The 20,261-nt window shown below is 73.8% G+C and carries 18 protein-coding genes and 1 tRNA gene; 13 read left to right on the plus strand and 6 right to left on the minus strand.

Features of this window, described 5'->3' with window-relative positions:
- Positions 1-143: 143 nt before the first annotated feature.
- From ACZ6EM_RS25325 to ACZ6EM_RS25335, 3 genes are all read left to right on the plus strand, one after another.
- A complete protein-coding gene (locus tag ACZ6EM_RS25325) occupies positions 144-812 on the plus strand; it encodes a response regulator transcription factor (protein ID WP_359899735.1) in 669 nt (222 codons plus the stop codon).
- 141 nt (positions 813-953) lie between these two features.
- On the plus strand, positions 954-1,931 hold the full coding sequence (gene galE / locus ACZ6EM_RS25330; protein WP_401055366.1) for a UDP-glucose 4-epimerase GalE: 978 nt from the start codon (positions 954-956) through the stop codon (positions 1,929-1,931).
- A 622-nt stretch (positions 1,932-2,553) separates the two neighbouring features.
- Complete coding sequence (locus tag ACZ6EM_RS25335; protein WP_465773303.1) at positions 2,554-3,297, plus strand: LuxR C-terminal-related transcriptional regulator; 744 nt, start codon at positions 2,554-2,556, stop codon at positions 3,295-3,297.
- Between the two features lie 47 nt (positions 3,298-3,344).
- Here the strand turns inward: ACZ6EM_RS25335 and ACZ6EM_RS25340 are convergent, their stop codons facing one another.
- Positions 3,345-3,842, minus strand: a complete 498-nt coding sequence (locus ACZ6EM_RS25340; RefSeq protein ID WP_452179515.1) for a MarR family winged helix-turn-helix transcriptional regulator — start codon at positions 3,840-3,842, stop codon at positions 3,345-3,347.
- A 111-nt stretch (positions 3,843-3,953) separates the two neighbouring features.
- Between ACZ6EM_RS25340 and ACZ6EM_RS25345 the strand changes: the two genes are divergently transcribed.
- A complete protein-coding gene (locus tag ACZ6EM_RS25345; RefSeq protein WP_465773288.1) occupies positions 3,954-4,751 on the plus strand; it encodes a methyltransferase domain-containing protein in 798 nt (265 codons plus the stop codon).
- Positions 4,752-4,796: 45 nt separating this feature from the next.
- On the opposite strand, the gene ACZ6EM_RS25350 is transcribed toward ACZ6EM_RS25345, so the two are convergent.
- On the minus strand, positions 4,797-5,399 hold the full coding sequence (locus tag ACZ6EM_RS25350) for a TetR/AcrR family transcriptional regulator (protein ID WP_359899730.1): 603 nt from the start codon (positions 5,397-5,399) through the stop codon (positions 4,797-4,799).
- Between the two features lie 212 nt (positions 5,400-5,611).
- Entirely contained in the window at positions 5,612-6,670 is a 1,059-nt protein-coding gene (locus ACZ6EM_RS25355; protein ID WP_401046697.1) for an acyl-CoA desaturase, read from the minus strand.
- Positions 6,671-6,918: 248 nt separating this feature from the next.
- Here ACZ6EM_RS25355 and ACZ6EM_RS25360 point away from each other — a divergent pair.
- The 6 genes from ACZ6EM_RS25360 (at position 6,919) to ACZ6EM_RS25385 (ending at position 11,872) form a co-directional block, all read left to right on the plus strand.
- Positions 6,919-6,989, plus strand: a tRNA-Gln gene (locus ACZ6EM_RS25360).
- A 143-nt stretch (positions 6,990-7,132) separates the two neighbouring features.
- A complete protein-coding gene (gene glmU, locus ACZ6EM_RS25365; protein ID WP_380539344.1) occupies positions 7,133-8,587 on the plus strand; it encodes a bifunctional UDP-N-acetylglucosamine diphosphorylase/glucosamine-1-phosphate N-acetyltransferase GlmU in 1,455 nt (484 codons plus the stop codon).
- 202 nt (positions 8,588-8,789) lie between these two features.
- The gene (locus tag ACZ6EM_RS25370) at positions 8,790-9,767 is read left to right on the plus strand and encodes a ribose-phosphate diphosphokinase (RefSeq protein ID WP_359899724.1); all 978 of its coding nucleotides are present in this window, start codon (positions 8,790-8,792) and stop codon (positions 9,765-9,767) included.
- A 280-nt stretch (positions 9,768-10,047) separates the two neighbouring features.
- Positions 10,048-10,635 carry a 50S ribosomal protein L25/general stress protein Ctc gene (locus ACZ6EM_RS25375; protein WP_401046703.1) on the plus strand — a complete coding sequence of 196 codons (588 nt, stop codon included), beginning with the start codon at positions 10,048-10,050 and terminating at the stop codon, positions 10,633-10,635.
- A gap of 189 nt (positions 10,636-10,824) precedes the next feature.
- Positions 10,825-11,403, plus strand: coding sequence for an aminoacyl-tRNA hydrolase (gene pth, locus ACZ6EM_RS25380; protein WP_401046705.1), 579 nt, complete (start codon positions 10,825-10,827; stop codon positions 11,401-11,403).
- Between the two features lie 187 nt (positions 11,404-11,590).
- On the plus strand, positions 11,591-11,872 hold the full coding sequence (locus ACZ6EM_RS25385; protein WP_465773289.1) for a hypothetical protein: 282 nt from the start codon (positions 11,591-11,593) through the stop codon (positions 11,870-11,872).
- A gap of 232 nt (positions 11,873-12,104) precedes the next feature.
- Here ACZ6EM_RS25385 and ppc read toward each other — a convergent pair whose 3' ends face one another.
- Positions 12,105-14,903, minus strand: coding sequence for a phosphoenolpyruvate carboxylase (gene ppc / locus ACZ6EM_RS25390; protein WP_380358697.1), 2,799 nt, complete (start codon positions 14,901-14,903; stop codon positions 12,105-12,107).
- A 259-nt stretch (positions 14,904-15,162) separates the two neighbouring features.
- Here ppc and ACZ6EM_RS25395 point away from each other — a divergent pair, with 259 nt between their 5' ends.
- Positions 15,163-16,428, plus strand: coding sequence for a sensor histidine kinase (locus tag ACZ6EM_RS25395; RefSeq protein ID WP_401052479.1), 1,266 nt, complete (start codon positions 15,163-15,165; stop codon positions 16,426-16,428).
- A 21-nt stretch (positions 16,429-16,449) separates the two neighbouring features.
- On the opposite strand, the gene ACZ6EM_RS25400 is transcribed toward ACZ6EM_RS25395, so the two are convergent.
- Positions 16,450-16,977, minus strand: coding sequence for an SUKH-3 domain-containing protein (locus ACZ6EM_RS25400; protein ID WP_359910060.1), 528 nt, complete (start codon positions 16,975-16,977; stop codon positions 16,450-16,452).
- A 60-nt stretch (positions 16,978-17,037) separates the two neighbouring features.
- The gene (locus ACZ6EM_RS25405) at positions 17,038-17,499 is read right to left on the minus strand and encodes a YwqJ-related putative deaminase (RefSeq protein ID WP_401052477.1); all 462 of its coding nucleotides are present in this window, start codon (positions 17,497-17,499) and stop codon (positions 17,038-17,040) included.
- Positions 17,500-17,865: 366 nt separating this feature from the next.
- On the opposite strand from ACZ6EM_RS25405, the gene ACZ6EM_RS25410 reads away from it, so the two are divergent.
- Positions 17,866-19,029: a Gfo/Idh/MocA family protein gene (locus tag ACZ6EM_RS25410; protein WP_380539357.1), complete on the plus strand. Its 1,164-nt coding sequence runs from the start codon at positions 17,866-17,868 to the stop codon at positions 19,027-19,029.
- Positions 19,026-20,189, plus strand: coding sequence for a DegT/DnrJ/EryC1/StrS family aminotransferase (locus ACZ6EM_RS25415; RefSeq protein WP_465773290.1), 1,164 nt, complete (start codon positions 19,026-19,028; stop codon positions 20,187-20,189). The genes ACZ6EM_RS25410 and ACZ6EM_RS25415 overlap by 4 nt, the downstream gene beginning before the upstream one ends.
- Positions 20,190-20,261: the final 72 nt, after the last annotated feature.

The following is a 20,261-nucleotide window of genomic DNA, read 5'->3' on the forward strand; positions in this document are numbered from 1 at the left end:
GTCTTTCGCGTTCTCCGGCCGGTTCCGTACCGCCGATACGCCCCGGCCTAGCGGGTCGGGTACGGAATGCGCTGTGATGGTGCGTCATCGGCCGCCCGCCGGAGGGGTGCGGGCGCGAGCCGGACCCCGACCTGGAGGGCGTCATGGGTGTTCGACTCGTGGTGGTGGACGACCACCGGCTGCTGGCCGAGGCGCTGGCCACCGCACTTCAACTGCGCGGCCATCGGGTGCTCGCGGTCGGTTCCCCGGCCGGCGTCGCCGCCGATCTGGTGGTCGGACGGCGGCCCGAGGTCTGTCTGCTGGGGGTGGCGGCGCCGGGGGAGTCGGGGGCCTTCGACGGGTTGCGCCGGATCCGCCGGGAGCGTCCCGAGGTGGCCGTGATCGTGCTCGGTCCGGTGGGTGAACTGCGCGGAGTGGCAGGGGCGTTCGCGGCCGGTGCGGCCGGGTACGTGCCCAGCGACGAGCGGATCGAGGTGGTCGAGCGGGCCATCGGACGGGCGCGCGCGGGCGAGGCCGCGGTCGCGGTGGACATTCTGCGCGGGGCCTTCGACCAACTGCTGCGCCCTGCGGTCGAGCCGGACGACGAGGCCGTCCGGTTGCTGCGGCTGCTGACCCGCCGTGAGGTGCAGGTGCTGGCCCGGATCGCGGACGGCGAGGACACCGCGGCGATCGCCTCCGGGATGCGGATCGCCGCGAGCACCGCCCGGACGCACGTCCAGCGGGTGCTGATGAAGCTCGGCGCGCGGACCCGCCTGGAGGCGGCCGCGGTGGCGGCGCGCACCGGCCTGCTGGAACGGATGGCCGGCGGCTGAGGACTTGGTGAGAAGGCTGGAAGCAGTCGCCCGTGTGGCGCGGAGCACCCCGGTGGCATTGGGAGAATGACCCCCGTCGTACGCATTCCGTCGATGGCTTCCGTCCGAACGGGCGGACCGTCGTTCGCTGGAGGTCGCAACATGAGTAAGTACCTGGTCACGGGTGGCGCCGGCTACGTCGGCAGTGTGGTCGCCGCCCACCTGCTGGAGGCGGGTCACCGGGTGACCGTCCTGGACGACCTCTCCACCGGTTTCCGCGAGGGTGTCCCGGCCGGTGCCGAGTTCGTCGAGGGCCGGATCCAGGAGGCCGGCAAGGTGTTGGACGGCTCCTTCGACGGGGTGCTGCACTTCGCCGCCTCCTCGCAGGTCGGCGAGTCGGTCGCGGACCCGGAGAAGTACTGGCGCAACAACGTGGCCGGCTCGCTGGAGCTGATCAGCGCGATGCGCGCGTCGGGTGTGCGCAAGCTGGTGTTCTCCTCCACCGCCGCCACCTACGGCGAGCCGGAGGCGGTGCCGATCGCCGAGACCGCCCGCACCGCGCCGACCAACACCTACGGCGCCACCAAGCTCGCCGTGGACCACCTGATCACCGGTGAGGCCGTCGCCCACGGCCTGGCCGCCGTCTCGCTGCGGTACTTCAACGTGGCCGGTGCGTACGGCAGTTCGTCCGGTGTCGCCTTCGGTGAGCGGCACGACCCCGAGTCGCACCTGATCCCGCTGGTCTTCCAGGCCGCGCTGGGGCAGCGTCCGCACATCGCGGTGTACGGCGACGACTACCCGACCCCGGACGGCACCTGCATCCGCGACTACATCCACGTCGCCGACCTGGCCGAGGCGCACCTGCTGGCGCTGGACGCGGCCGAGCCGGGCGAGCACCTGATCTGCAACCTGGGCAACGGCAGCGGCTTCTCGGTGCACGAGGTGATCGAGTCGGTCCAGCGCGTCACCGGCCGGGAGATCCCGGTGCGGGTCGAGGGCCGCCGGGCCGGTGACCCGGCGGTGCTGGTGGCCTCGGCCGCCCGCGCCCACGAGGCGCTGGGCTGGACCCCGCGCCGCCCGAACCTGGACGAGATCGTCGCCGACGCCTGGAAGTTCACCCTGGCGAAGAACGGCGGGTGAGTGACGGTCGGTGAGCGCCTCCGGGGGCGGCGCCCGGAACGGCCCTCGGGCGGTCCAAGTCCGGCCACTCACGCATCTTCTGACGAAACTTCACCGAATCGCCACGAGCGCGTTTCCCGCCCCGTAGGCTGAGTGCGGTACCGGTGGGGGCCGGCGACCGTTCGGCCTCACCGGCCACCGGTGGGCGGGCGGAACGGTGGGTCCGGAACGCGGATGCCGGGCCGGTCCCCGTCCCCGGGCTCGGGCGGTCTGAGCAGGGGGAGGGACTATGGGGCGGATTCGCGTCCTGGTGGTCGACGACCACCGGATCTTCGCCGAGGCGCTGGCCGCGGCACTGGCCGCCGAGCCGGACGTGGAGGTGGGGGCGGCGGGCAGCGCGGCCGCCGCCGAGCGGGCCTTGGAGCGCGCGGCCGGCGAGGGCCGGGCCTACGACGTGGCACTGATCGACGCCGACCTCGGCGTCGAGGCGTCGGGTGTCGGCGCCGCCGCCGGTGCGGCCGGGCCGATCGGAACAGCGGGGCCGGCCGGATTACCCGGCGGGCCCGGAGCCGCCGGTCCGTACGGAGGCTCCGGTCCGTACGGGGGCTCCGGTCCGCACGGTGCGTCGGGAGTACTGGGAGTGCTGGGAGCACCGGGAGCCGGGGCGCACGCCCGCCGCCGGCCCGCTGCGGAGCACGGCGACGAGGCCCGGCGGGGTCGTGCCGCCCCGCCCGTGCCGCAGCCGCGCCGGGCGGCCGTACCGCCGGGGCCACCGGTTCAGCTGTCGGGCGGCCTGCCGCCGGTCGCCCGGTCCGCGGTGGACCCGTTGCGGGGCGACCAGCTCAGACCCTCCGCCCAGCCGCCCGACGGCATCACCCTGCTGGCCCGCCTCCGCCGCGCCCATCCAGGGCTGCGCGCGATCGTCCTGGCCACCGCCGACGACCCGCACCGCGCCGCCCGCGCCCTGCACGCGGGCGCCACCGGCTGGGTGGCGAAGGAGAGTTCGCTGGCCCGGCTGCTCGCGGTGGTCCGGGGGGTGCTGCGGGACGAGACGCACCTGCCGCCCGCGCTGCTCACCGGGGTGATCCGCGAGCTCACCACCGCCCGGCGGGACCGTACCGAGAGCGAGCGGCTGGTGGACACCCTGACCCCGCGGGAGAAGCAGATCCTGCGCTGCATGGTCGCGGGTCTCGGCCGGCAGGCCGTCGCGGAGCGGCTCTACCTGTCGCCGCACACCGTCCGGACGCACATGCAGAACGTGCTGGGCAAGCTCGGGGTGCACTCCACGCTGGCGGCCGTCGCGGTCGCCCGCCGGGCCGGGGTCAGCCCGGCCGAGCCGGCCGTGCCTCCGCCGCCCTCGGTGGTCGGCACCGTCGAACGGCCCTGAGCCGGGACCCGCGAGGCGGGCCCACGGGCCGGAGGGCGGGAGCGTCGTCAGCCCGGGATGTTGTCGAACGGGGCGACCAGCAGCCGCAGCAGCGTGGCGAGTTCGGTCTGCTGGCCGGAGCTGAGCTGGGCGAGCAGTTCGCGCTCGTGCGCGAGCAGTCCGGCGAGCGCCTGGTCGGCGCGGTCGCGGCCGTCGTCGGTGAGCCGGACCAGTACGCCGCGCCGGTCGTCCGGGTCGGGCAGGCGCTTGACCAGGCCCTTGCCGGTGAGCCGGTCGATCCGGTTGGTCATGGTGCCGGAGGTGACCAGGGTCTGGGTGAGCAGCTGGCCGGGGGAGAGCTGGTAGGGGGAGCCGGCCCGCCGAAGGGCGGTCAGGACGTCGAACTCCCAGGGCTCCAGGCCGTGCTCGGCGAAGGCGGTGCGGCGGGCGCGGTCCAGGTGCCGGGCGAGCCGGCTGACCCGGCTGAGCACCTCCAGCGGCTCCACGTCGAGGTCGGGGCGCTCCCGGCGCCACGCTGCGACCAGCCTGTCGACCTCGTCCTCCATGACGATCAGTGTATCGGTGGATGTGTCGATGTGAAGTCTCTTGACATCGAGAAATGTGCCAGTGAGGCTACCGCGAGATATCTTGATGTCGAGATACCTGCGAGGTGAACCGTGACCACCCCCGTCTGGGACCCGGCGCAGTACCTGCGCTTCGCCGACGAACGCACCCGCCCGCTGCGCGACCTGCTCGCCCGCGTCCCCGCCCTCCCGCACCCCGGTGCCGAGGTGATCCTGGACATCGGATGCGGCCCCGGCAACTCCACCGCCGTGCTGCGCGAGCGCTGGCCGCGGGCCCGCCTCACCGGCGTCGACAACTCCGCCCCGATGCTGGCCACCGCCCGCAGCGAGGGCGAGCCCGACGCCGAGTACCTGCTCGCCGACGCCCGCGACTACGACCCGGCCCCGGCCGGGCCCGACCTGATCGTCTCCAACGCCACCCTCCAGTGGGTGGACGGACACCTGGCGCTGCTGCCGCGCTGGGCGGACGCCCTCGAACCCGGCGGGGTGCTCGCCTTCCAGGTGCCCGGCAACTTCGACGCCCCCAGCCACACCCTGCTCGCCGACCTGCGCCGCAGCGCCCGCTGGCGGGACGCGCTCGGCGAGGAGGCCGCACGGGCCGGCGTCCATCCGCCCGAGCGCTACCTCGACGCCCTGGCCGCCGCCGGCTGCCTCCCGGACGTCTGGGAGACCACCTACCTGACCCTTCTGCCGGGGCCGGACCCGGTCCTGGAATGGGTCAAGGGCACCGCGCTGCGCCCGGTCCTCACCCGGCTCGCCGACCCGGCCGACCGGGCGGCCTTCCTCGCCGAGTACGGGCTGCTGCTCCGCGAGGCGTATCCGGCCGGGCCGCACGGGACGGTGTTCCCGTTCCGGCGGATCTTCGCCGTGGGGACCGGGCGGTCGGGCTGAGCCGGACGGGCCGTGGCCGGGCCGGGGCGTTCCGGCCCCGGCCGGTCAGGCCGTGCGCTCGCCGACCAGCCTCGGGTGCCGCTCCAGGCCCTCCAGCCCGTGCCAGGCGAGGTTCACCAGGTGCGCCGCCACCGTCGCCTTGTCCGGCTTGCGGACCTCCAGCCACCACTGCCCGGTCAGCGCGACCATCCCGACCAGCATCTGCGAGTACATCGGGGCCAGCCGGGCGTCGAAGCCGCGGGACTTGAACTCCAGGCCCAGGATGTCCTCGACCTGCGTGGCGATGTCGCTGATCAGCGAGGCGAAGGTGCCGGTCGACTGGGCGACCGGGGAGTCCCGGACCAGGATCCGGAAGCCGTCCGTCGAGGTGTCGATGTAGTCCATCAGCGCGAAGGCCGCCTGCTCCAGCAGCTCGCGCGAGTGCCCGCCGGTCAGGGCCCCGGTCACCATGTCCAGCAGCAGCTGCATCTCGCGGTCGACGACCACCGCGTACAGCCCCTCCTTGCCGCCGAAGTGCTCGTACACCACGGGCTTGGACACTCCGGCGCGCTCGGCGATCTCCTCCACAGAGGTGCCGTCGTAGCCGCGTTCGGCGAAGACCGTCCGGCCGATCTCCAGCAGCTGCTCGCGCCGCTGCTTGCCGGTCATCCGGACCCGGCCGCCCCGGCGGCGGGGGGCCGCGGTCGAGCCGCCGCCGGCGCCCCGGTCCGGACCCCCGTCGCCGGTGCCGGCCGCCGGTGCAGCGGCCCGCGGACGGGCCGGCGCCGTGGCGGGCGCCGCGTCCGTCCGCGTGCCGTGGTGACCGCCTGTGCTGTCTGCGCTGCTCCCGTTCACCCCTACATCATGCTGGAAGCGCCGCCTCATGCGGCGCGGCGGGCGGCGATCCGCTGCGCGTCCGGCCAGCGGACGTCCCGGACCCAGCCGGCCAGCTCGAACCAGCGGATCAGCCGGGCCGAGGAGTCGATCTGCCCGCGCAGCACCCCGTGCCGGGCCGCGGTCGGGTCGGCGTGGTGCAGGTTGTGCCAGGACTCCCCGCAGGAGAGCACGGCGAGCCACCAGACGTTGCCGGAGCGGTCCCGGGAGCGGAACGGGCGGCGGCCGACGGCGTGGCAGATCGAGTTGATCGACCAGGTGACGTGGTGCAGCAGCGCCACCCGGACCAGCGAACCCCAGAAGAAGGCGGACAGCGCCCCCTCCCAGGACAGGCTCACCAGGCCGCCGATCAGCGCGGGCAGCAGCAGCGAGATGGTGGTCCAGAGCCAGAACAGCCGGGAGATCCGCCTTATGGCCGGGTCGCGCACCAGGTCGGGGGCGTACGTGACCTGCGAGGTCTGCTCCTCGTCGAACATCCAGCCCATGTGGGCCCACCACAGGCCCTTCATCAGCGCCGGGACGCTCTCCCCGTAGCGCCACGGCGAGTGCGGGTCGCCGTCCTTGTCGCTGAACCGGTGGTGCTTGCGGTGGTCGGCCACCCAGCGCACCAGCGGGCCCTCGACCGCGAGGCTCCCGGCGATCGCCAGCGCCAGGCGCATCGGGCGGTTGGCCTTGAAGGCGCCGTGGGTGAAGTAGCGGTGGTAGCCGATGGTGATGCCGTGGCAGGTGAGGTAGTACATCGCGACGGTGATCGCGAGGTCCGTCCAGCCCAGTCCCCATCCCCAGGCCACCGGGACGGCGGCGACCAGGGCGGTGAACGGCACGAGGATGAACAGGGAGAGCGCGATCTGCTCGGCCAGGCCCTGTTTCTCCCCGCCACGGGTGGCGGACAGCCGGGTGGCCGCGGCGTCGGCGTCGGTGGGCCCGCCGGCCTCGGTGATCAGGGCCGGTTCGGCCGGACCGGTGGGATCGGCGGGATCGGAGTCGGAAGGCGGGGTGCGGGACGCGGCGTTCCCCGCGCGCGCCTCGCCGGCCTGGATGGTCATGGGGGTCCCTTTGCGGCGTCCCGGAGCGGGAGAGAAGCGGAGCTACGTTGGCGTAACCTACGGCATCGTAGGTTGCGCTCCGTGTCCAGGGGAACACTCCGCCGCGCGGCGCTTGAGTGAATTCACCCGACTGGATGGATGAACCGGAAGCCCGGCGCGTTCGGTCGCCGGGGGCGGAATCGGGCCCGCGGATCGACGCAAGTCGATACCCACGGCAGGGCCCTCTCCGGTAGGGTCTGACACGACTGTCCGCCGTGGTGTAATGGCAGCACAGGGCCCTTTGGAGGCCTTTGTCTGGGTTCGAATCCTAGCGGCGGAGCCTCTGCACGCCTCGGGTTCGGGCGTTTTCCCTCGCGCCGGTATTGTCGGTGCTGCTCGGCGGACTGTGCGAATGGCGACCGGCCTGGGTCCGGGCCGGGCCTGCTCTGCCCTCTCTGTGAACTTACCGAGGAGCCTCCCCGCATGGGTGCCAATTCGCTTGCCGCCGTTGTCGTGCTCGCCGCCGGTGGCGGGACCCGGATGAAGTCGAACAAGCTGCCCAAGGTGCTGCACGAGGTGTGCGGGCGCTCGCTGGTGGGTCACGCGGTCTCGGCGGCCCGGGAGCTGACGCCCGGCCAGCTGGTCGTGGTGGTCGGCCACCAGCGCGAGCAGGTCGAGGCACACCTGGCGGAGCACTACCCGGCCACCCGCACCGCGGTGCAGGTGGAGCAGAACGGCACCGGGCACGCGGTGCGCACCGCGCTGGAGTCGCTGGCCGCCGACGGTGTGGCGCTGGACGGCACGGTCATCGTCACCGCCGGCGACTCGCCGCTGCTGACCGGGGAGACCCTGCGCCGGCTGGCCGACGCGCACATCGCCCAGCAGAACGGGGTCACCGTGCTGACCGCCGTCGTCCCGGAGCCCTTCGGCTACGGCCGCATCCTGCGGGACGAGGACGGCACCGTCGCCGCGATCGTCGAGGAGCGGGACGCCAGCGCCACCCAGCGCGCGATCACCGAGATCAACTCCGGCGTCTTCGCCTTCGACGCCAAGCTGCTCACCGCGGCGCTGGGCGAGCTCACCACGGACAACTCGCAGGGCGAGGAGTACCTGACCGACACCCTGGAGATCCTGCGCAAGGCGGGCCACCGGGTCGGCGCCGTGGTGGCCGAGGACCACCGGGACATCCTGGGCATCAACGACCGGGTCCAGCTGGCGCAGGCCCGCCGGCTGCTGAACGACCGCCTGCTGGAGCGGGCGATGCGCGAGGGCGTCACCGTGGTGGACCCGGCGACCACCTGGTTCGACGTGCAGGTCAGCTACGAGCCGGATGCCGTCGTGCTGCCGAACACCCAGCTCCAGGGCGCCACGCACCTGGGCGAGGGCTGCGAGGTCGGCCCGAACTCGACCCTCAAGGACACCCTGGTCGGCGCCGGCGCCCGGGTGAGCAACACCACGGCCGATCGCGCCGAGGTGGGCGAGCTGGCCACCGCCGGTCCGTACGCCTACCTGCGGCCCGGCGCCAGGCTGGCCCGCAAGGCGAAGGTCGGCACCTACGTCGAGGTGAAGAACTCCGAGCTGGGCGAGGGCGCCAAGGTGCCGCACCTGTCCTACATCGGCGACGCGACGATCGGCGAGGGCACCAACGTCGGCGCGGCCTCGGTCACCGTGAACTACGACGGCGTGAACAAGCACCGCACGGTCATCGGCGCGCACTGCCGCACCGGCTCGGACAACATGTTCATCGCCCCGGTCACCATCGGTGACGGCGCCTACACCGCCGCCGGTTCGGTGATCACCGGCGACGTCCCGGCCGGGGCGCTCGGTGTGAGCCGGGCCACGCAGCGCAACATCGACGGCTGGGTCGAGCGCAAGCGCCCCGGGACGGCATCCGCGCAGGCCGCGCAGGCTGCGGCGGACGGGGCCGAGCAGGCCTGAGCGGGCGGGCCGGGGGCCCGGGGGCGGTCCCGAGGCGGACGGTTTCTGCGCGGGCGCGTAACCTTGGGGACATACGTGCGCCACTGGGCCTACCGCCCGTGTCCAGGCGTACCGACAATTCCCCTACCCGTGCCACGAGCGGGCCCTGCCTGCCCGCCACCGGGTCGAGGGTTCAGCGTTCGCAACGCGAGGAGACGGTGCAGTGAGCGGGATCACGACGTCGGGTGAGAAGAAGCTGAAGCTCTTCTCCGGCCGTGCCCACCCGGAGCTGGCGAAGGAGGTGGCCGAGGCGCTCGGGACCGAGCTGGTCCCCACCAAGGCCCTGGACTTCGCCAACGGCGAGATCTACGTCCGCTTCCTGGACTCCGCGCGCGGCGCGGACTGCTTCGTGATGCAGAGCCACACGGCTCCCATCAACCAGTGGATCATGGAACAGCTGATCATGATCGATGCTCTGAAGCGGGCCTCCGCCAAGAGCATCACCGCGATCCTGCCGTTCTACGGCTACGCCCGCCAGGACAAGAAGCACCTCGGCCGCGAGCCCATCTCGGCCCGGCTGATCGCCGACCTGCTGCGCCAGGCCGGTGCGGACCGCCTGATGGCCGTGGACCTGCACACCGCGCAGATCCAGGGCTTCTTCGACGGCCCGGTGGACCACCTGTTCGCGCTGCCGCTGCTGGCCGACTACATCGGTGGGAAGGTCGACCGCTCCAAGCTGACCGTCGTCTCGCCGGACGCCGGCCGGGTGAAGGTCGCCGACCAGTGGTGCGACCGGCTGGACGCCCCGCTGGCGATCATCCACAAGCGCCGCGACATCACCCAGGCCAACACCATCCTGTCGGCCGACGTCGTCGGTGACGTCAAGGGCCGGGTCTGCGTGCTGGTCGACGACATGATCGACACCGCCGGCACCATCTGCGCCGCGGCCGACGCGCTGTTCGACAACGGCGCCGCGGACGTCGTGGTCGCGGCCACCCACGGTGTCCTCTCCGGCCCGGCCGCGGACCGGCTGAAGAACTCGCGGGTCAGCGAGTTCGTGTTCACCAACACGCTGCCCACCCCGGCGGAGCTCCAGCTGGACAAGATCACCACGCTCTCCATCGCCCCGTCGATCGCCGCCGCGATCCGCGAGGTGTTCGAGGAGGGCTCGGTGACCAGCCTCTTCGAGGGTGTGCACTGACGAAGGCCCGTGCAGGCGGCCCCGGTCCGGACGGACCGGGGCCGCCGCCGATTTCGCGGGAGGCCGCAGGTGCGGTTAGACTCGTGAAACTGCTCGGCGAGGGATGCCGTGTGCCCGTTCGACGGGTGCCCGATCCGTGATCGACGCGCTGCCGGTGCCGGATTCCCGTCCGCCCGGCAGGCCGTTGCCGCCGAGTGACCCCCGAACGTACTGAGGGTGTGGTCCCGGCGGTTTTTCGCGTTGCCTGCACCCCCGCGCCATTTCCACGAGGAGTGCAGTCGTGTCCGAGATCCGTATTGCCGCTGAGACCCGTTCCGAGTTCGGCAAGGGTGCCGCCCGTCGTGCCCGCCGCGCCGGCTTCGTCCCCGGTGTCGTCTACGGCCACGGCCACGCCCCGGTTCACCTGAACCTGCCCGGCCACGACCTGATGATGGCCCTGAAGACCCCGAACGCCCTGCTGGTCGTGCCGATCGAGGGCAAGGACGAGTACGTGCTGCCGAAGGCCGTCCAGCGCGAGGCCATCAAGCGCACCATCGAGCACGTCGACCTGCTGCTGGTCAAGCGCGGCGAGAAGGTCACCGTCGAGATCCCGGTCCACACCGAGGGCGAGCTGGCCCCGGGCGGCAACCTGGTGGAGCACGTCCTGCAGTCCCTGCCGATCGAGGCCGAGGCCACCCACCTGCCCGAGTCGGTCACCGTCTCCGTCGAGGGCCTGGAGGCCGGCGCCTCCATCCACGCCAAGGACATCGTCCTGCCGGTCAACGTCTCGCTGGCCGTCGAGGCCGACGCCGTCGTGCTGCAGGTCATCGCCGCCCAGGCCGCCCCGGTCGAGGACGAGGCCGCCGAGGCCGAGGGCACCGAGGCCTGAGCCTCCTGTCGCCCAATTGCTGAGACCGCTGCCCCGGTCGCTCCCGCTGGAGCGACCGGGGCAGCGGTGTGTCCGGGATGATGACGTCGAGCGCGAAGGCGAGGAGAGAAGCGTGAGCGAGCGCAGCGAGCGAGCCATGGAGAGGTGCGCGGTCCGCGAAGCGGCCGCCGAGCGCAGCGAGGTGGGCGCATGAGCGAGGACTACGACGGCCCCTGGCTGGTGGCGGGGCTGGGCAACCCCGGGGAGCAGTACGCCCGGAACCGGCACAACATCGGCTTCATGGTGGTGGACCTGCTGGCGCAGCGGATGGGCGCCAGGTTCAAGGCGCACAAGAGCCGGGCGCAGGTGGCCGAGGGACGGCTGGCGGGCAAGCGGGTGGTGCTGGCCAAGCCGATGTCCTTCATGAACCTCTCCGGCGGGCCGGTGACGGCGCTGCGCGACTTCTACAAGGTGCCGGCCTCGGCGCTGATCGCGGTCCACGACGAGCTGGACATCGACTACGCGGAGCTGCGGCTGAAGCTGGGCGGCGGGGACAACGGCCACAACGGCCTGAAGTCGATCACCAAGTCGCTGGGCCCGGACTACCACCGGGTGCGCTGCGGGATCGGCCGTCCGCCGGGCCGGATGGAGGTCGCGGACTTCGTGCTGAAGGACTTCTCCTCGACCGAGCGCAAGGAGCTGGAGTGGTTCGTGGACCGCTCGGCGGACGCGGTGGAGGCGCTGCTGTCCGAGGGGCTGGAACGGGCCCAGGGCACGTACAACTCCTGATCGCCGCTGACCGTCCGTCAGGACCGTGTGCGGGTACGCAACGGTCGTACAACGCTTGCCCGTCCACACCTGATTCGGTGTGAGAACCCCGTGCGGGATCGGATAGCGTCGGCTTGGTACGCGAACGAGTCCTGGGGAGTTCTCGATGCGGGGATTGCGTCCGGTCCGCCGAGCGCGGTGGAGCCGGGTGGCCGGGCTGAAGCGGCTCGGGCGGCGGGTCGGTACGGCCGGTGCGCTGGGGGTGGCCGGCGTCCTGCTGTCGGGCGGTGCGCTGGCGCACGCGGAGCCGGTGGCCGAGTCGGACCCGGCGGTCTCCCCGGAGCCGGCGGCGGCGCAGTTCGGCCCGGTGCTCGGCGATTCGATGGGCCCCGACGCCGGGCTGCTGGCGGTCGGCGGCGGCCTGGTGGTGGTGGCCGGCGGCGCGGCGCTGTGGCTGAAGCGCAGGCGCGCGGGCGAGGTGGCGGAGTAGCACCCCCGCGCGGATCAGCATCCCTGCGCGGATCAGGACCCCCGCGCGGATCAGCATCCCTGCGCGGATCAGGACCCCTGTGCGGATCAGGACCCCTGTGCGGATCAGGACCTCTGTGCGGAGCGGGAGTTCCGCACTGAGCAGCACCCCCTCCGTGCGGAGCGGGAGCCTCACGGCGATGGGCCGGTGTCCCGGACGGGACACCGGCCCATCGGCCGTTCTCGGGCGGCCGTCAGCCGGTGTTGCGCAGGCCGGCGGCGATGCCGTTGACGGTCAGCAGCAGCGCGCGGGCGCGCAGCGGGTCGTCCTGGCGCCCGGCCGAGAGCTCCTCGCGCTGGCGGCGCAGCAGCGCGACCTGGAGGTAGGAGATCGGGTCGAGGTAGGCGTCGCGGACGGCGAAGGTCTGCTTCAACACCGGGTTGTGCTCGAGCAGTTCGTTCTCGCCGGTGAGCCGCAGCACCTCGCGCAGGGTGAGCGCGTGCTCGGCCTTGATCTCGTCGAAGACGTGGCGCAGTTCGCCGGGCACCAGCTGCTCGACGTAGTGCTGGGCGATCCGCAGGTCGGTCTTGGCCAGCGTCATGGCGACGTTGGACAGGAAGTTGCGGAAGAAGTGCCACTCGCCGTACATCTCGTCCAGCACGCCGCCGAGGCCCGCCGCGCGGGCGGCCGCGAGGCCGGAGCCGACGCCGAACCAGCCGGGGACGATTTGCCGGGACTGGGTCCAGCCGAACACCCACGGGATGGCCCGCAGGCCGTCCAGGCCGGCGCCGGAGTCGGGGCGGCGGGACGGGCGGGAGCCCAGGTGCAGCGAGGCGAGCTGGTCGACCGGGGTGGCGGCGAAGAAGTACTTCGGCAGGTCCTCCTGCTCGACCAGGCCGCGGTAGGCGGTGTGGGCGGCCTCGGAGACCTGGTCCATCGCGGCGTCCCAGCGGGCCAGCGACTCGGGGGCCTGGCGCGGGGCGGTGTGCAGCGCGGAGGCGGAGAGCGTGGCGGAGATGGTCAGCTCCAGGTTCTCCCGGGCGAGCGAGGGGAGCAGGTACTTGTCGGAGATGACCTCGCCCTGCTCGGTGACCTTGATCTCGCCCTCCAGGGTGCCCCAGGGCTGGGCCAGGATGGCCTCGTGCGAGGGGCCGCCGCCGCGGCCGACGGTGCCGCCGCGGCCGTGGAACAGGCGCAGCCGGATGCCGTAGCGGTGGGCGACGTCGCGCAGGCGGCGCTGGGCGCGGTGGATCTCCCACTGGGAGGTGGTGATGCCGCCGAACTTGGAGGAGTCGGAGTAGCCGAGCATGACCTCCTGGACGTCGCCGCGCAGCGAGACGAGCAGGCGGTAGGACGGGTCGGAGAGCATCTCGTCGAGGATGCGGTCGGCCTGCTGGAGTTCGTCGGTGGTCTCCAGCAGCGGCACGATGCCGATCTTGGCGATGCCGGCGTGCAGGTCGATCAGACCGGCCTCGCGGGCCAGCACGGTGGCCGCGAAGACGTCGTCGGCACCCTGGCACATGGAGATGATGTAGCTCTCGACGATCTCGTCGCCGAAGCGCTCGAAGCCCTGGCGGATCGTGTTGAACACGCCGAGGGTCTTGGTGCCGGCCTCGTCCAGCGGGGCCGGGGTGGGGGCGAGCGGGCGGCGTGAGCGGAGTTCCTTGGCGAGCAGCTTCTGCCGGTACTCGCGGGGCATGTCGGCGTAGCGCCAGGCCTCCTCGCCGAGCCGGTCGAAGAGCTGGCCGAGGGCGTGGTGGTGGGCCTCGGCGTGCTCGCGCACGTCCATGGTGGCGAGCTGCAGGCCGAAGGCCTCGACGGTGCGGATGGCGCGGGCGAGGCGGCCGTCGGCGATGAGCTCGCCGCGGTGGGCGCGCAGCGAGTCCTGGATCAGCCGCAGGTCGGCGATCAGCTCGCGGGTGCCGAGGTAGTCGCGGCCCTCGACGTGCGGGGTGCCGCCGGCCAGCCGCTCGCGGGTGTTCTCCAGCTTGAGCCGGATGCAGGTGGCCTTGAGGCGGTAGGGCTCCTCGGCGTTCATCCGCTTGTAGCGCGGGCTGAGTTCGGGGAGCAGGTGCAGATCGGTGTTGAGCGAGGCGAGCAGTTCGACCGAGGCGCCGGCCAGCCGCTCGGAGGTGGAGAGCGTGTTGCGCAGGTCGTCGATCGCGGAGAGCGCGTCCTTGATGCCGTACTCGTGCTGGAGGTTGAGGACGTCCCAGGTGACCTGCGGGGTGACGTTGGGGTTGCCGTCGCGGTCGCCGCCGATCCAGGTGCCGAAGGTGAGCGGCCGCACGCCGTCGGGCAGGCCCAGGCCGACCCGGGCGAGCTCCTCGTGCAGCTCCTCCAGGACCTCGGGGACGGCCTCGCGGTAGAGCTCGTCCAGGTAGTAGACGGCGTTGCGGGCCTCGTCGGTGGGCTCGGGGCGGGCGATGCGCAGCTCGTCGGTCTGCCAGAGCAGGTCGATGACCTCGGCCAGGCGGCGGTCGGCGGAGCGCTTGGCGCTGCTGGTGCGGGCCTGGTCGGCGGCGGCCAGGCCGGAGGTGACCTCGTCGCGGTGGATGCGGTCGAGGAGCTCGCCGATCCGGCGCAGCTTGTTGAGGACGCTGCGGCGGGCGGCCTCGGTGGGGTGCGCGGTGAAGACCGGGCGGACCGCGAGGTGGGCCAGGGTGTCCTGGAGGTGCTTGGGGTCGGCCTCGGCGAGCTGGTCGGCGGTCTGCGCGAGCAGCGAGCCCTCCCGGGCGCGGCGGGTGGCGAGCTCGCGGCCGCGGTGCACCTGCTCGGTGACGTTGGCGAGGTGGAAGTAGGTGGAGAACGCCCGGACCAGCTTGGCGGCGGTGTCCAGGTCGATGTCGGAGAGGAGTTCGGCGGTGGCCTCGCCGTCGGTGCGGCTCAGCAGGCGGACCTGTTCGACCAGGCCCAGCAGCTGGGGGCCCTCCTGGCGGACCAGCGTCTCGCCCAGCAGGTCGCCGAGGCGTCGGATGTCCGCACGCAGGGCGGCATTGTCGGCGACGACGGGCGTGGGGCTGTCCGCCGGGGTGGGGACCGGAGCGGTCACGGCTGGCTCCCTCTGGTGGTGGGGTTCGGCAACGGCTCATCGTCACAGGTCCACACGGGTGTGGCGGGTGTGACGCGTGCGGACCGCGCTGTCCGACGCGACCAGCATAGGTGTCGGGGCGGGTGCTGTCCGCGAGGTGGCCGGATGGCGGACAGGGCTGCCGAAAACCACCTGTGGTCTGGACCACTTGACGGCTTCGGGGGGTGTGCCGGGAGATCCCGGTGGGGAGGGGAGGGGGTTGCCGCTTACGCTGTGGGGCATGAGCAAGTCGCCTGGGGAGCGCATGCCGGTCCGGTGGTTCTGGTGGTGGAAGCGGCCGCGCAGCGTCTTCCTGGACGTCGGGCTGGGGCTGCTCGCCGCGGTGGAGTGCGCGGCCAGCACGATCGCCTTCCTCTCCGCCCGGATACACGTCAGCACCGCGGGAGCGGTCGGCATAGCCGTGCTCGGCACGCTGGCCGGCGGCTCGCTGGTGGTGCGCCGGCGCTGGCCGGCCGTCCCGGTACTGGTGACGCTGCTGGTGATGCCCGGCATGCTGGGCGTGGTGCTGTTGGTGGTGGCGCTGTACACGCTGGCCTCGACCTGGGAGTGGCCCTCGCGCCGGCGCCGGGTGGTGGCGCTGTCCGGGCTGGCCTTCGCCGAGGCGGCCGCGGTGATGGCGGTGTCGCTGATGACGCCCGGCGACATGATGGACCCGCCGCCGCTGTGGGGTCAGATCCTGCTGTCGCTGCTGGTGTCGGTCGGGCTGACCGTCGCCCCGGTGGTGACCGGACTGTACGTCGGCGCGCGGCGGCGGCTGATCGAGTCGCTCAAGGACCGCGCCCACGGCCTGGAGACCGAGCTGGACCTGCTGGCCGAGCAGGCGCAGGAGCGCGCCCGCCGGGCCCGGCTGGAGGAGCGCACCCGGATCGCCCGGGAGATGCACGACGTGGTGGCGCACCGGGTGTCCCTGATGGTGGTGCACGCCGGGGCGCTGGAGCGGATCGCCGGCAAGGACCCGGACAAGGCGGCGCAGAGCGCCAAGCTGATGGGCGAGGTGGGCCGGCAGGCGCTGAACGAACTGCGCGAGATCCTCGGGGTGCTGCGGATGGACGACGAACGGCAGCCGGAGCCGGACTCGCTGGCCGGGCTGCCGCGGCTGGTCGACCAGTCCCGCGCGGCCGGGATGGCGGTGACCCTGACGGTCAGCGGCAGCCGGCAGGAGTTCACCGGCGAGGCCGAGCAGACCGCCTACCGGGTCGTCCAGGAGGGCCTGACCAACGCGCACAAGCACGCGGGCGGCGCCCAGGTGTCGGTCCTGCTCTCGTACGCGCCGAACGGGGTGCGGGTGGCCGTGGTGAACGCCTGCCCCGGCGGGGAGCGGGGCGCGGCGAAGCTGCCCAGCGGCGGCAACGGGCTGGTCGGGATGCGGGAGCGGGTGATCGCGCTGGGCGGCACCTTCTCCTCCGGGCCGGAGGCGGACGGCGGGTTCCGGATCGAGGCGGTGCTGCCGTCCCGGCTGGCGGTGCGGGCCGAGCGGCTGCGCTGAGCCGTCCCCGGCCCCCGGCCGTCAGTACTCCTCGGCGGTGCGCAGCCGCTCGGGGGCGGTGCCCAGGACGAGGGTGGAGATCGCCTGGTCGATGCCGTGGCCGAGGAACCACTCGCCGGTGTGGTCCAGGCTGTAGACCCGGCCCTCCTCGTCGACGGCCAGCAGCGCCTGCCCGTACGCCTCCTCGCCGAGCGGGGCCAGCCGGGTGCCCAGCGCCCGGCCCAGGTCGAGCAGGGTGCGCGGCTGGTGCAGCCCGCACAGCGGGTCGATCAGGAACGGGGTGCGGGCCAGCTGGCGGCCCGGGCCGGACAGGTCGAAGGCGAGGCCGCCGAACTCGGCCCAGGCCTCCACCGCCGCCGGGAACACCGCGTGCCGTACGCCGGCGGGCGCGCCGTACCCGGCCAGGGCGTCGGCCCACTCCTCGGCCTGCCGGATCTCCCAGCGGCCGGGGTGCCAGCCGGCCGCCTTGAGCTCGGCGGCGACGTCGGCGGGGAAGCGCGGGCGGGTCCGGGTGCCGGCGGGGGAGAGGGTGGCCGGTGGGGACGGGATCGGCGGGTTCAGGACGGACTCCAGGGCTGGGGGACGGGGGACGTGCCGGCGCTCGGCCGGTCAGTGCGCGGGCGGCCCGACGGCGACGCTGCGTACGGTGAAGTGCTCCAGCATCGGAGCGCAGGAGCGGCACGGCGGGGCGTGGCTGCCGTGCGCCGGGTCGTCCTCCTCGCGGATGCGCACGGTCGTCATCCGGGCGCCCTTGAGCGACTTTCGGGCCTCCTGCACGGTCATCGGCTTGCGGGCGGCGCGCTTGGAGCGCCGGCCGTCGACCGCGGCCAGGTGCTGGGAGAGCAGGACGGCCTCCGGGCAGCGGCCGGTGAACCGTTCGCGGGCCTCCGCCGGCAGGGTGTCCAGGAAGTCGGCGACCAGGTGGTGCAGCGCCGGGCGGCGCGGGTCCTTGTCGCCCGCCAGGGTGTGCACCTCGCCGCCCTTGAGCGACAGCGCGGCGGCGACGGCGGGCAGCAGGCTGTCGCGGTGGTGGCGCAGCACGGGCGGGCCCGCCGGCTCACCGGTGGTCATCCGTCGTCCTCCTCCTCGTAACCCGGCATCGGCCGGAGTGACCGGGCCGGTCCGGGGCAAGCCTGTCAAACGGTACTGACAACCGCACAACCGGGGTGCGGCGGCGGCCGGTGCCGCGGCGGGCCGGCCGGCGGTCGCCCGATGCCGGCCGAACGCGCACCCGCCCGTCATGACTTGTCCGCCGATCTACCGAAACGGCCCCCGGGCCCGGTGCCCGGCCGGTACCGTTCCGGCAGCGAGCCGAAGGGGACGCGGCCGACCGTGCGGACAGCCGCCGGCAGCCCGACTCCGGTGCCCGCGCCGGACGTTGAGGCCGCCGGGGAAGGCCTGTCGCCCGCCCCGGCGCTGAGCGAAGGGGCTCGTGCGATGACGTCGGAACCGCAGGACGAGCACTGGCAGACCGCCAACCAGGCACCGGGCGGACACGTGCCCGCACCGGACGAGCCGCCCCGGCCGGTGCCCGAACACCCGGTGGGGCTGGCCGTGGTCGGGGCCGGCTACTGGGGCCCGAAGCTGGTCCGCAACGCGCAGCACACCCCGGCGCTGCGGCTGCACTGGCTGTGCGACCTGGACGAGGCCAAGGCCCGGGCGGTGCTGGGGGAGTACAGCACCGTCGGGGTGACCGACAGCTACCGGCGGGTACTGGCGGACGGGCGGGTCGGCGCGGTCGCGGTGGCGACGCCGGCGGGCGCCCACTACGCGCTGGTGCGGGCGGCCCTGGAGGCCGGCAAGCACGTCCTGGTGGAGAAGCCGATCACCACCTCCGCCGCCGAGGCCGAGGAACTGGTCGACCTGGCCGAGCGGCGCGGGCTGGTGCTGATGTGCGACCACACCTTCTGCTACACCCCGGCGGTGCGGCGGATCCGCGAACTGGTCCACGGCGGGGACATCGGGGACGTCCAGTTCTTCGACTCGGTGCGGATCAACCTCGGCCTGGTGCAGCCGGACGTGGACGTGCTGTGGGACCTCGCCCCGCACGACCTGTCGATCCTGGACTTCGTGCTGCCGCCCGGGGTCGAGCCGGTCGGGGTGTCCGCCCAGGGCGCCGACCCGATCGGGGCCGGCCGCGCCTGCGTCGCGTACCTGACGGTCCGGCTCAGCAACGGCGCGCTGGCGCACTGCCACGTCAACTGGCTCTCCCCGACCAAGGTCCGCACCACCCTGATCGGCGGCTCGCGGCGCACCCTGGTCTGGGACGACCTCAACCCGCAGGCCCGGCTGGCCGTGCACGACCGCGGGGTCGACCTCACCCCGCCCGACCGGCTGACCGACGCGATCCGGCACCGGGCGCTGATCTCCTACCGGGTCGGCGAGATGGTCGCGCCCGCGCTGGTCGAGCAGGAGGCGCTGCGCAACGTGATGGCCGAGTTCGCGGCCGCCATCACCGAGGGCCGGGCCCCGCTCACCGACGGCCGGGCCGGGGTGCGGGTGCTGCAGCTGCTGGAGGCGGCCTCGCTCAGTCTCGAACTCGGCGGCGCCACCGTCCCGGTGGGCGCGGCGGTCCGGACCGGGGCGGAGGTCGCCCGGTGAGCGGGCCGGGGCGCGGGCCGGTGCGCCGGGGCGCGGCGCGGGATCCGGCGCGGGAGGGCGTCCCGCTGGTCGATCTGGCGGCGGCGCACGCCGAGGTGGCGGACGAGGTGCGGGCCGGCTTCGACCGGGTGCTCGCCTCCGGAGCCTTCGTCAAGGGCCCCGAGGTGGCCGCCTTCGAGCGTGAGTACGCGGCCTTCGCCGGTGTCCGGCACTGCGTGGGCGCCGCCAACGGCACCGACGCCCTCGAACTGGCCCTGCGCGCCCTGGGCCTGCCGCCCGGCAGCGGGGTGGTGCTGCCCGCCAACACCTTCGTCGCCACCGCCGAGGCCGTGCTGCGGGCCGGGCTGCGCCCGGTGCTGGTCGACGCCGACCCGGAGTACCTGCTGATGGACCCGGAGCGGGCCGCCGCCGCGCTGCCCGGCGCGGCCGCGCTGCTGCCCGTCCACCTCTTCGGCCAACTCGCCCCGATGGGGCCGCTGCTGGCGGCGGCCGACGGACGGCCGGTGGTGGAGGACGCGGCGCAGTCCCAGGGCGCCCGGCAGCACGGGCGGAGCCGGTACGGGCGGATCGCGGCCACCAGCTTCTACCCGGGCAAGAACCTCGGCGCCTACGGCGACGCCGGGGCGGTGCTCACCGACGACGACGCCCTGGCCGACGCCGTCCGGCTGATCGGCGACCACGGCGCCCGCGACCGGTACCGGCACGAACGGTTCGGCTTCAACTCCCGGCTGGACGCGCTGCAGGCCGTCGTGCTGCGCGCCAAGCTGCGCCGGCTGCCCGCCTGGAACGCCGCCCGCCGGGCCGCCGCCGCCCGCTACGACGAGCTGCTGGGCGGGCTGGGCGGGCTCGCCCTGCCCCGCACCGCGCCCGGCAACGAGCACGTCCGGCACCTGTACCCGGTACGGATCGGCCCCGGCCGGGACCGCGACGCGGTGCTGGCCGAACTGCACGCGGCCGGGATCGGCGCCGGGGTGCACTACCCGGTGCCGGTCCACCGGCAACCCGCGTTCCATCACCTCGGCCACCGCGAAGGGACGTTCCCGGTCGCCGAGCGGGCCGCCCGCGAACTGCTCAGCCTGCCGCTGCACCCCCACCTCACCGAGGCCGGGCAGCTGCGGGTGGCCGAGGCGCTGGCGCGGGCGCTGGGCGTGCGGTTGTGACGTCGGGGACGCTCCCGGGCGCGGCTCCCGGCAAGGCTTCGGGCGCGGCTCCGGGCGAGGGCCGGGCAAGGC

The sequence above is a fragment of the Kitasatospora sp. NPDC041917 genome (assembly GCF_055589745.1).

Excerpts from the sequence above, each read along its gene's own strand:
- ACZ6EM_RS25405 (WP_401052477.1), bottom strand. The coding sequence starts at position 17,499 with ATGACCACCGGTGAGCCGGCGGGCCCGCCCGTGCTGCGCCACCACCGC.
- galE (WP_401055366.1), top strand. The coding sequence starts at position 954 with ATGAGTAAGTACCTGGTCACGGGTGGCGCCGGCTACGTCGGCAGTGTG.
- ACZ6EM_RS25410 (WP_380539357.1), top strand. The coding sequence starts at position 17,866 with ATGACGTCGGAACCGCAGGACGAGCACTGGCAGACCGCCAACCAGGCA.
- ACZ6EM_RS25325 (WP_359899735.1), top strand. The coding sequence starts at position 144 with ATGGGTGTTCGACTCGTGGTGGTGGACGACCACCGGCTGCTGGCCGAG.
- glmU (WP_380539344.1), top strand. The coding sequence starts at position 7,133 with ATGGGTGCCAATTCGCTTGCCGCCGTTGTCGTGCTCGCCGCCGGTGGC.
- pth (WP_401046705.1), top strand. The coding sequence starts at position 10,825 with ATGAGCGAGGACTACGACGGCCCCTGGCTGGTGGCGGGGCTGGGCAAC.
- ACZ6EM_RS25340 (WP_452179515.1), bottom strand. The coding sequence starts at position 3,842 with ATGGAGGACGAGGTCGACAGGCTGGTCGCAGCGTGGCGCCGGGAGCGC.
- ACZ6EM_RS25355 (WP_401046697.1), bottom strand. The coding sequence starts at position 6,670 with ATGACCATCCAGGCCGGCGAGGCGCGCGCGGGGAACGCCGCGTCCCGC.
- ACZ6EM_RS25350 (WP_359899730.1), bottom strand. The coding sequence starts at position 5,399 with ATGACCGGCAAGCAGCGGCGCGAGCAGCTGCTGGAGATCGGCCGGACG.
- ACZ6EM_RS25395 (WP_401052479.1), top strand. The coding sequence starts at position 15,163 with ATGAGCAAGTCGCCTGGGGAGCGCATGCCGGTCCGGTGGTTCTGGTGG.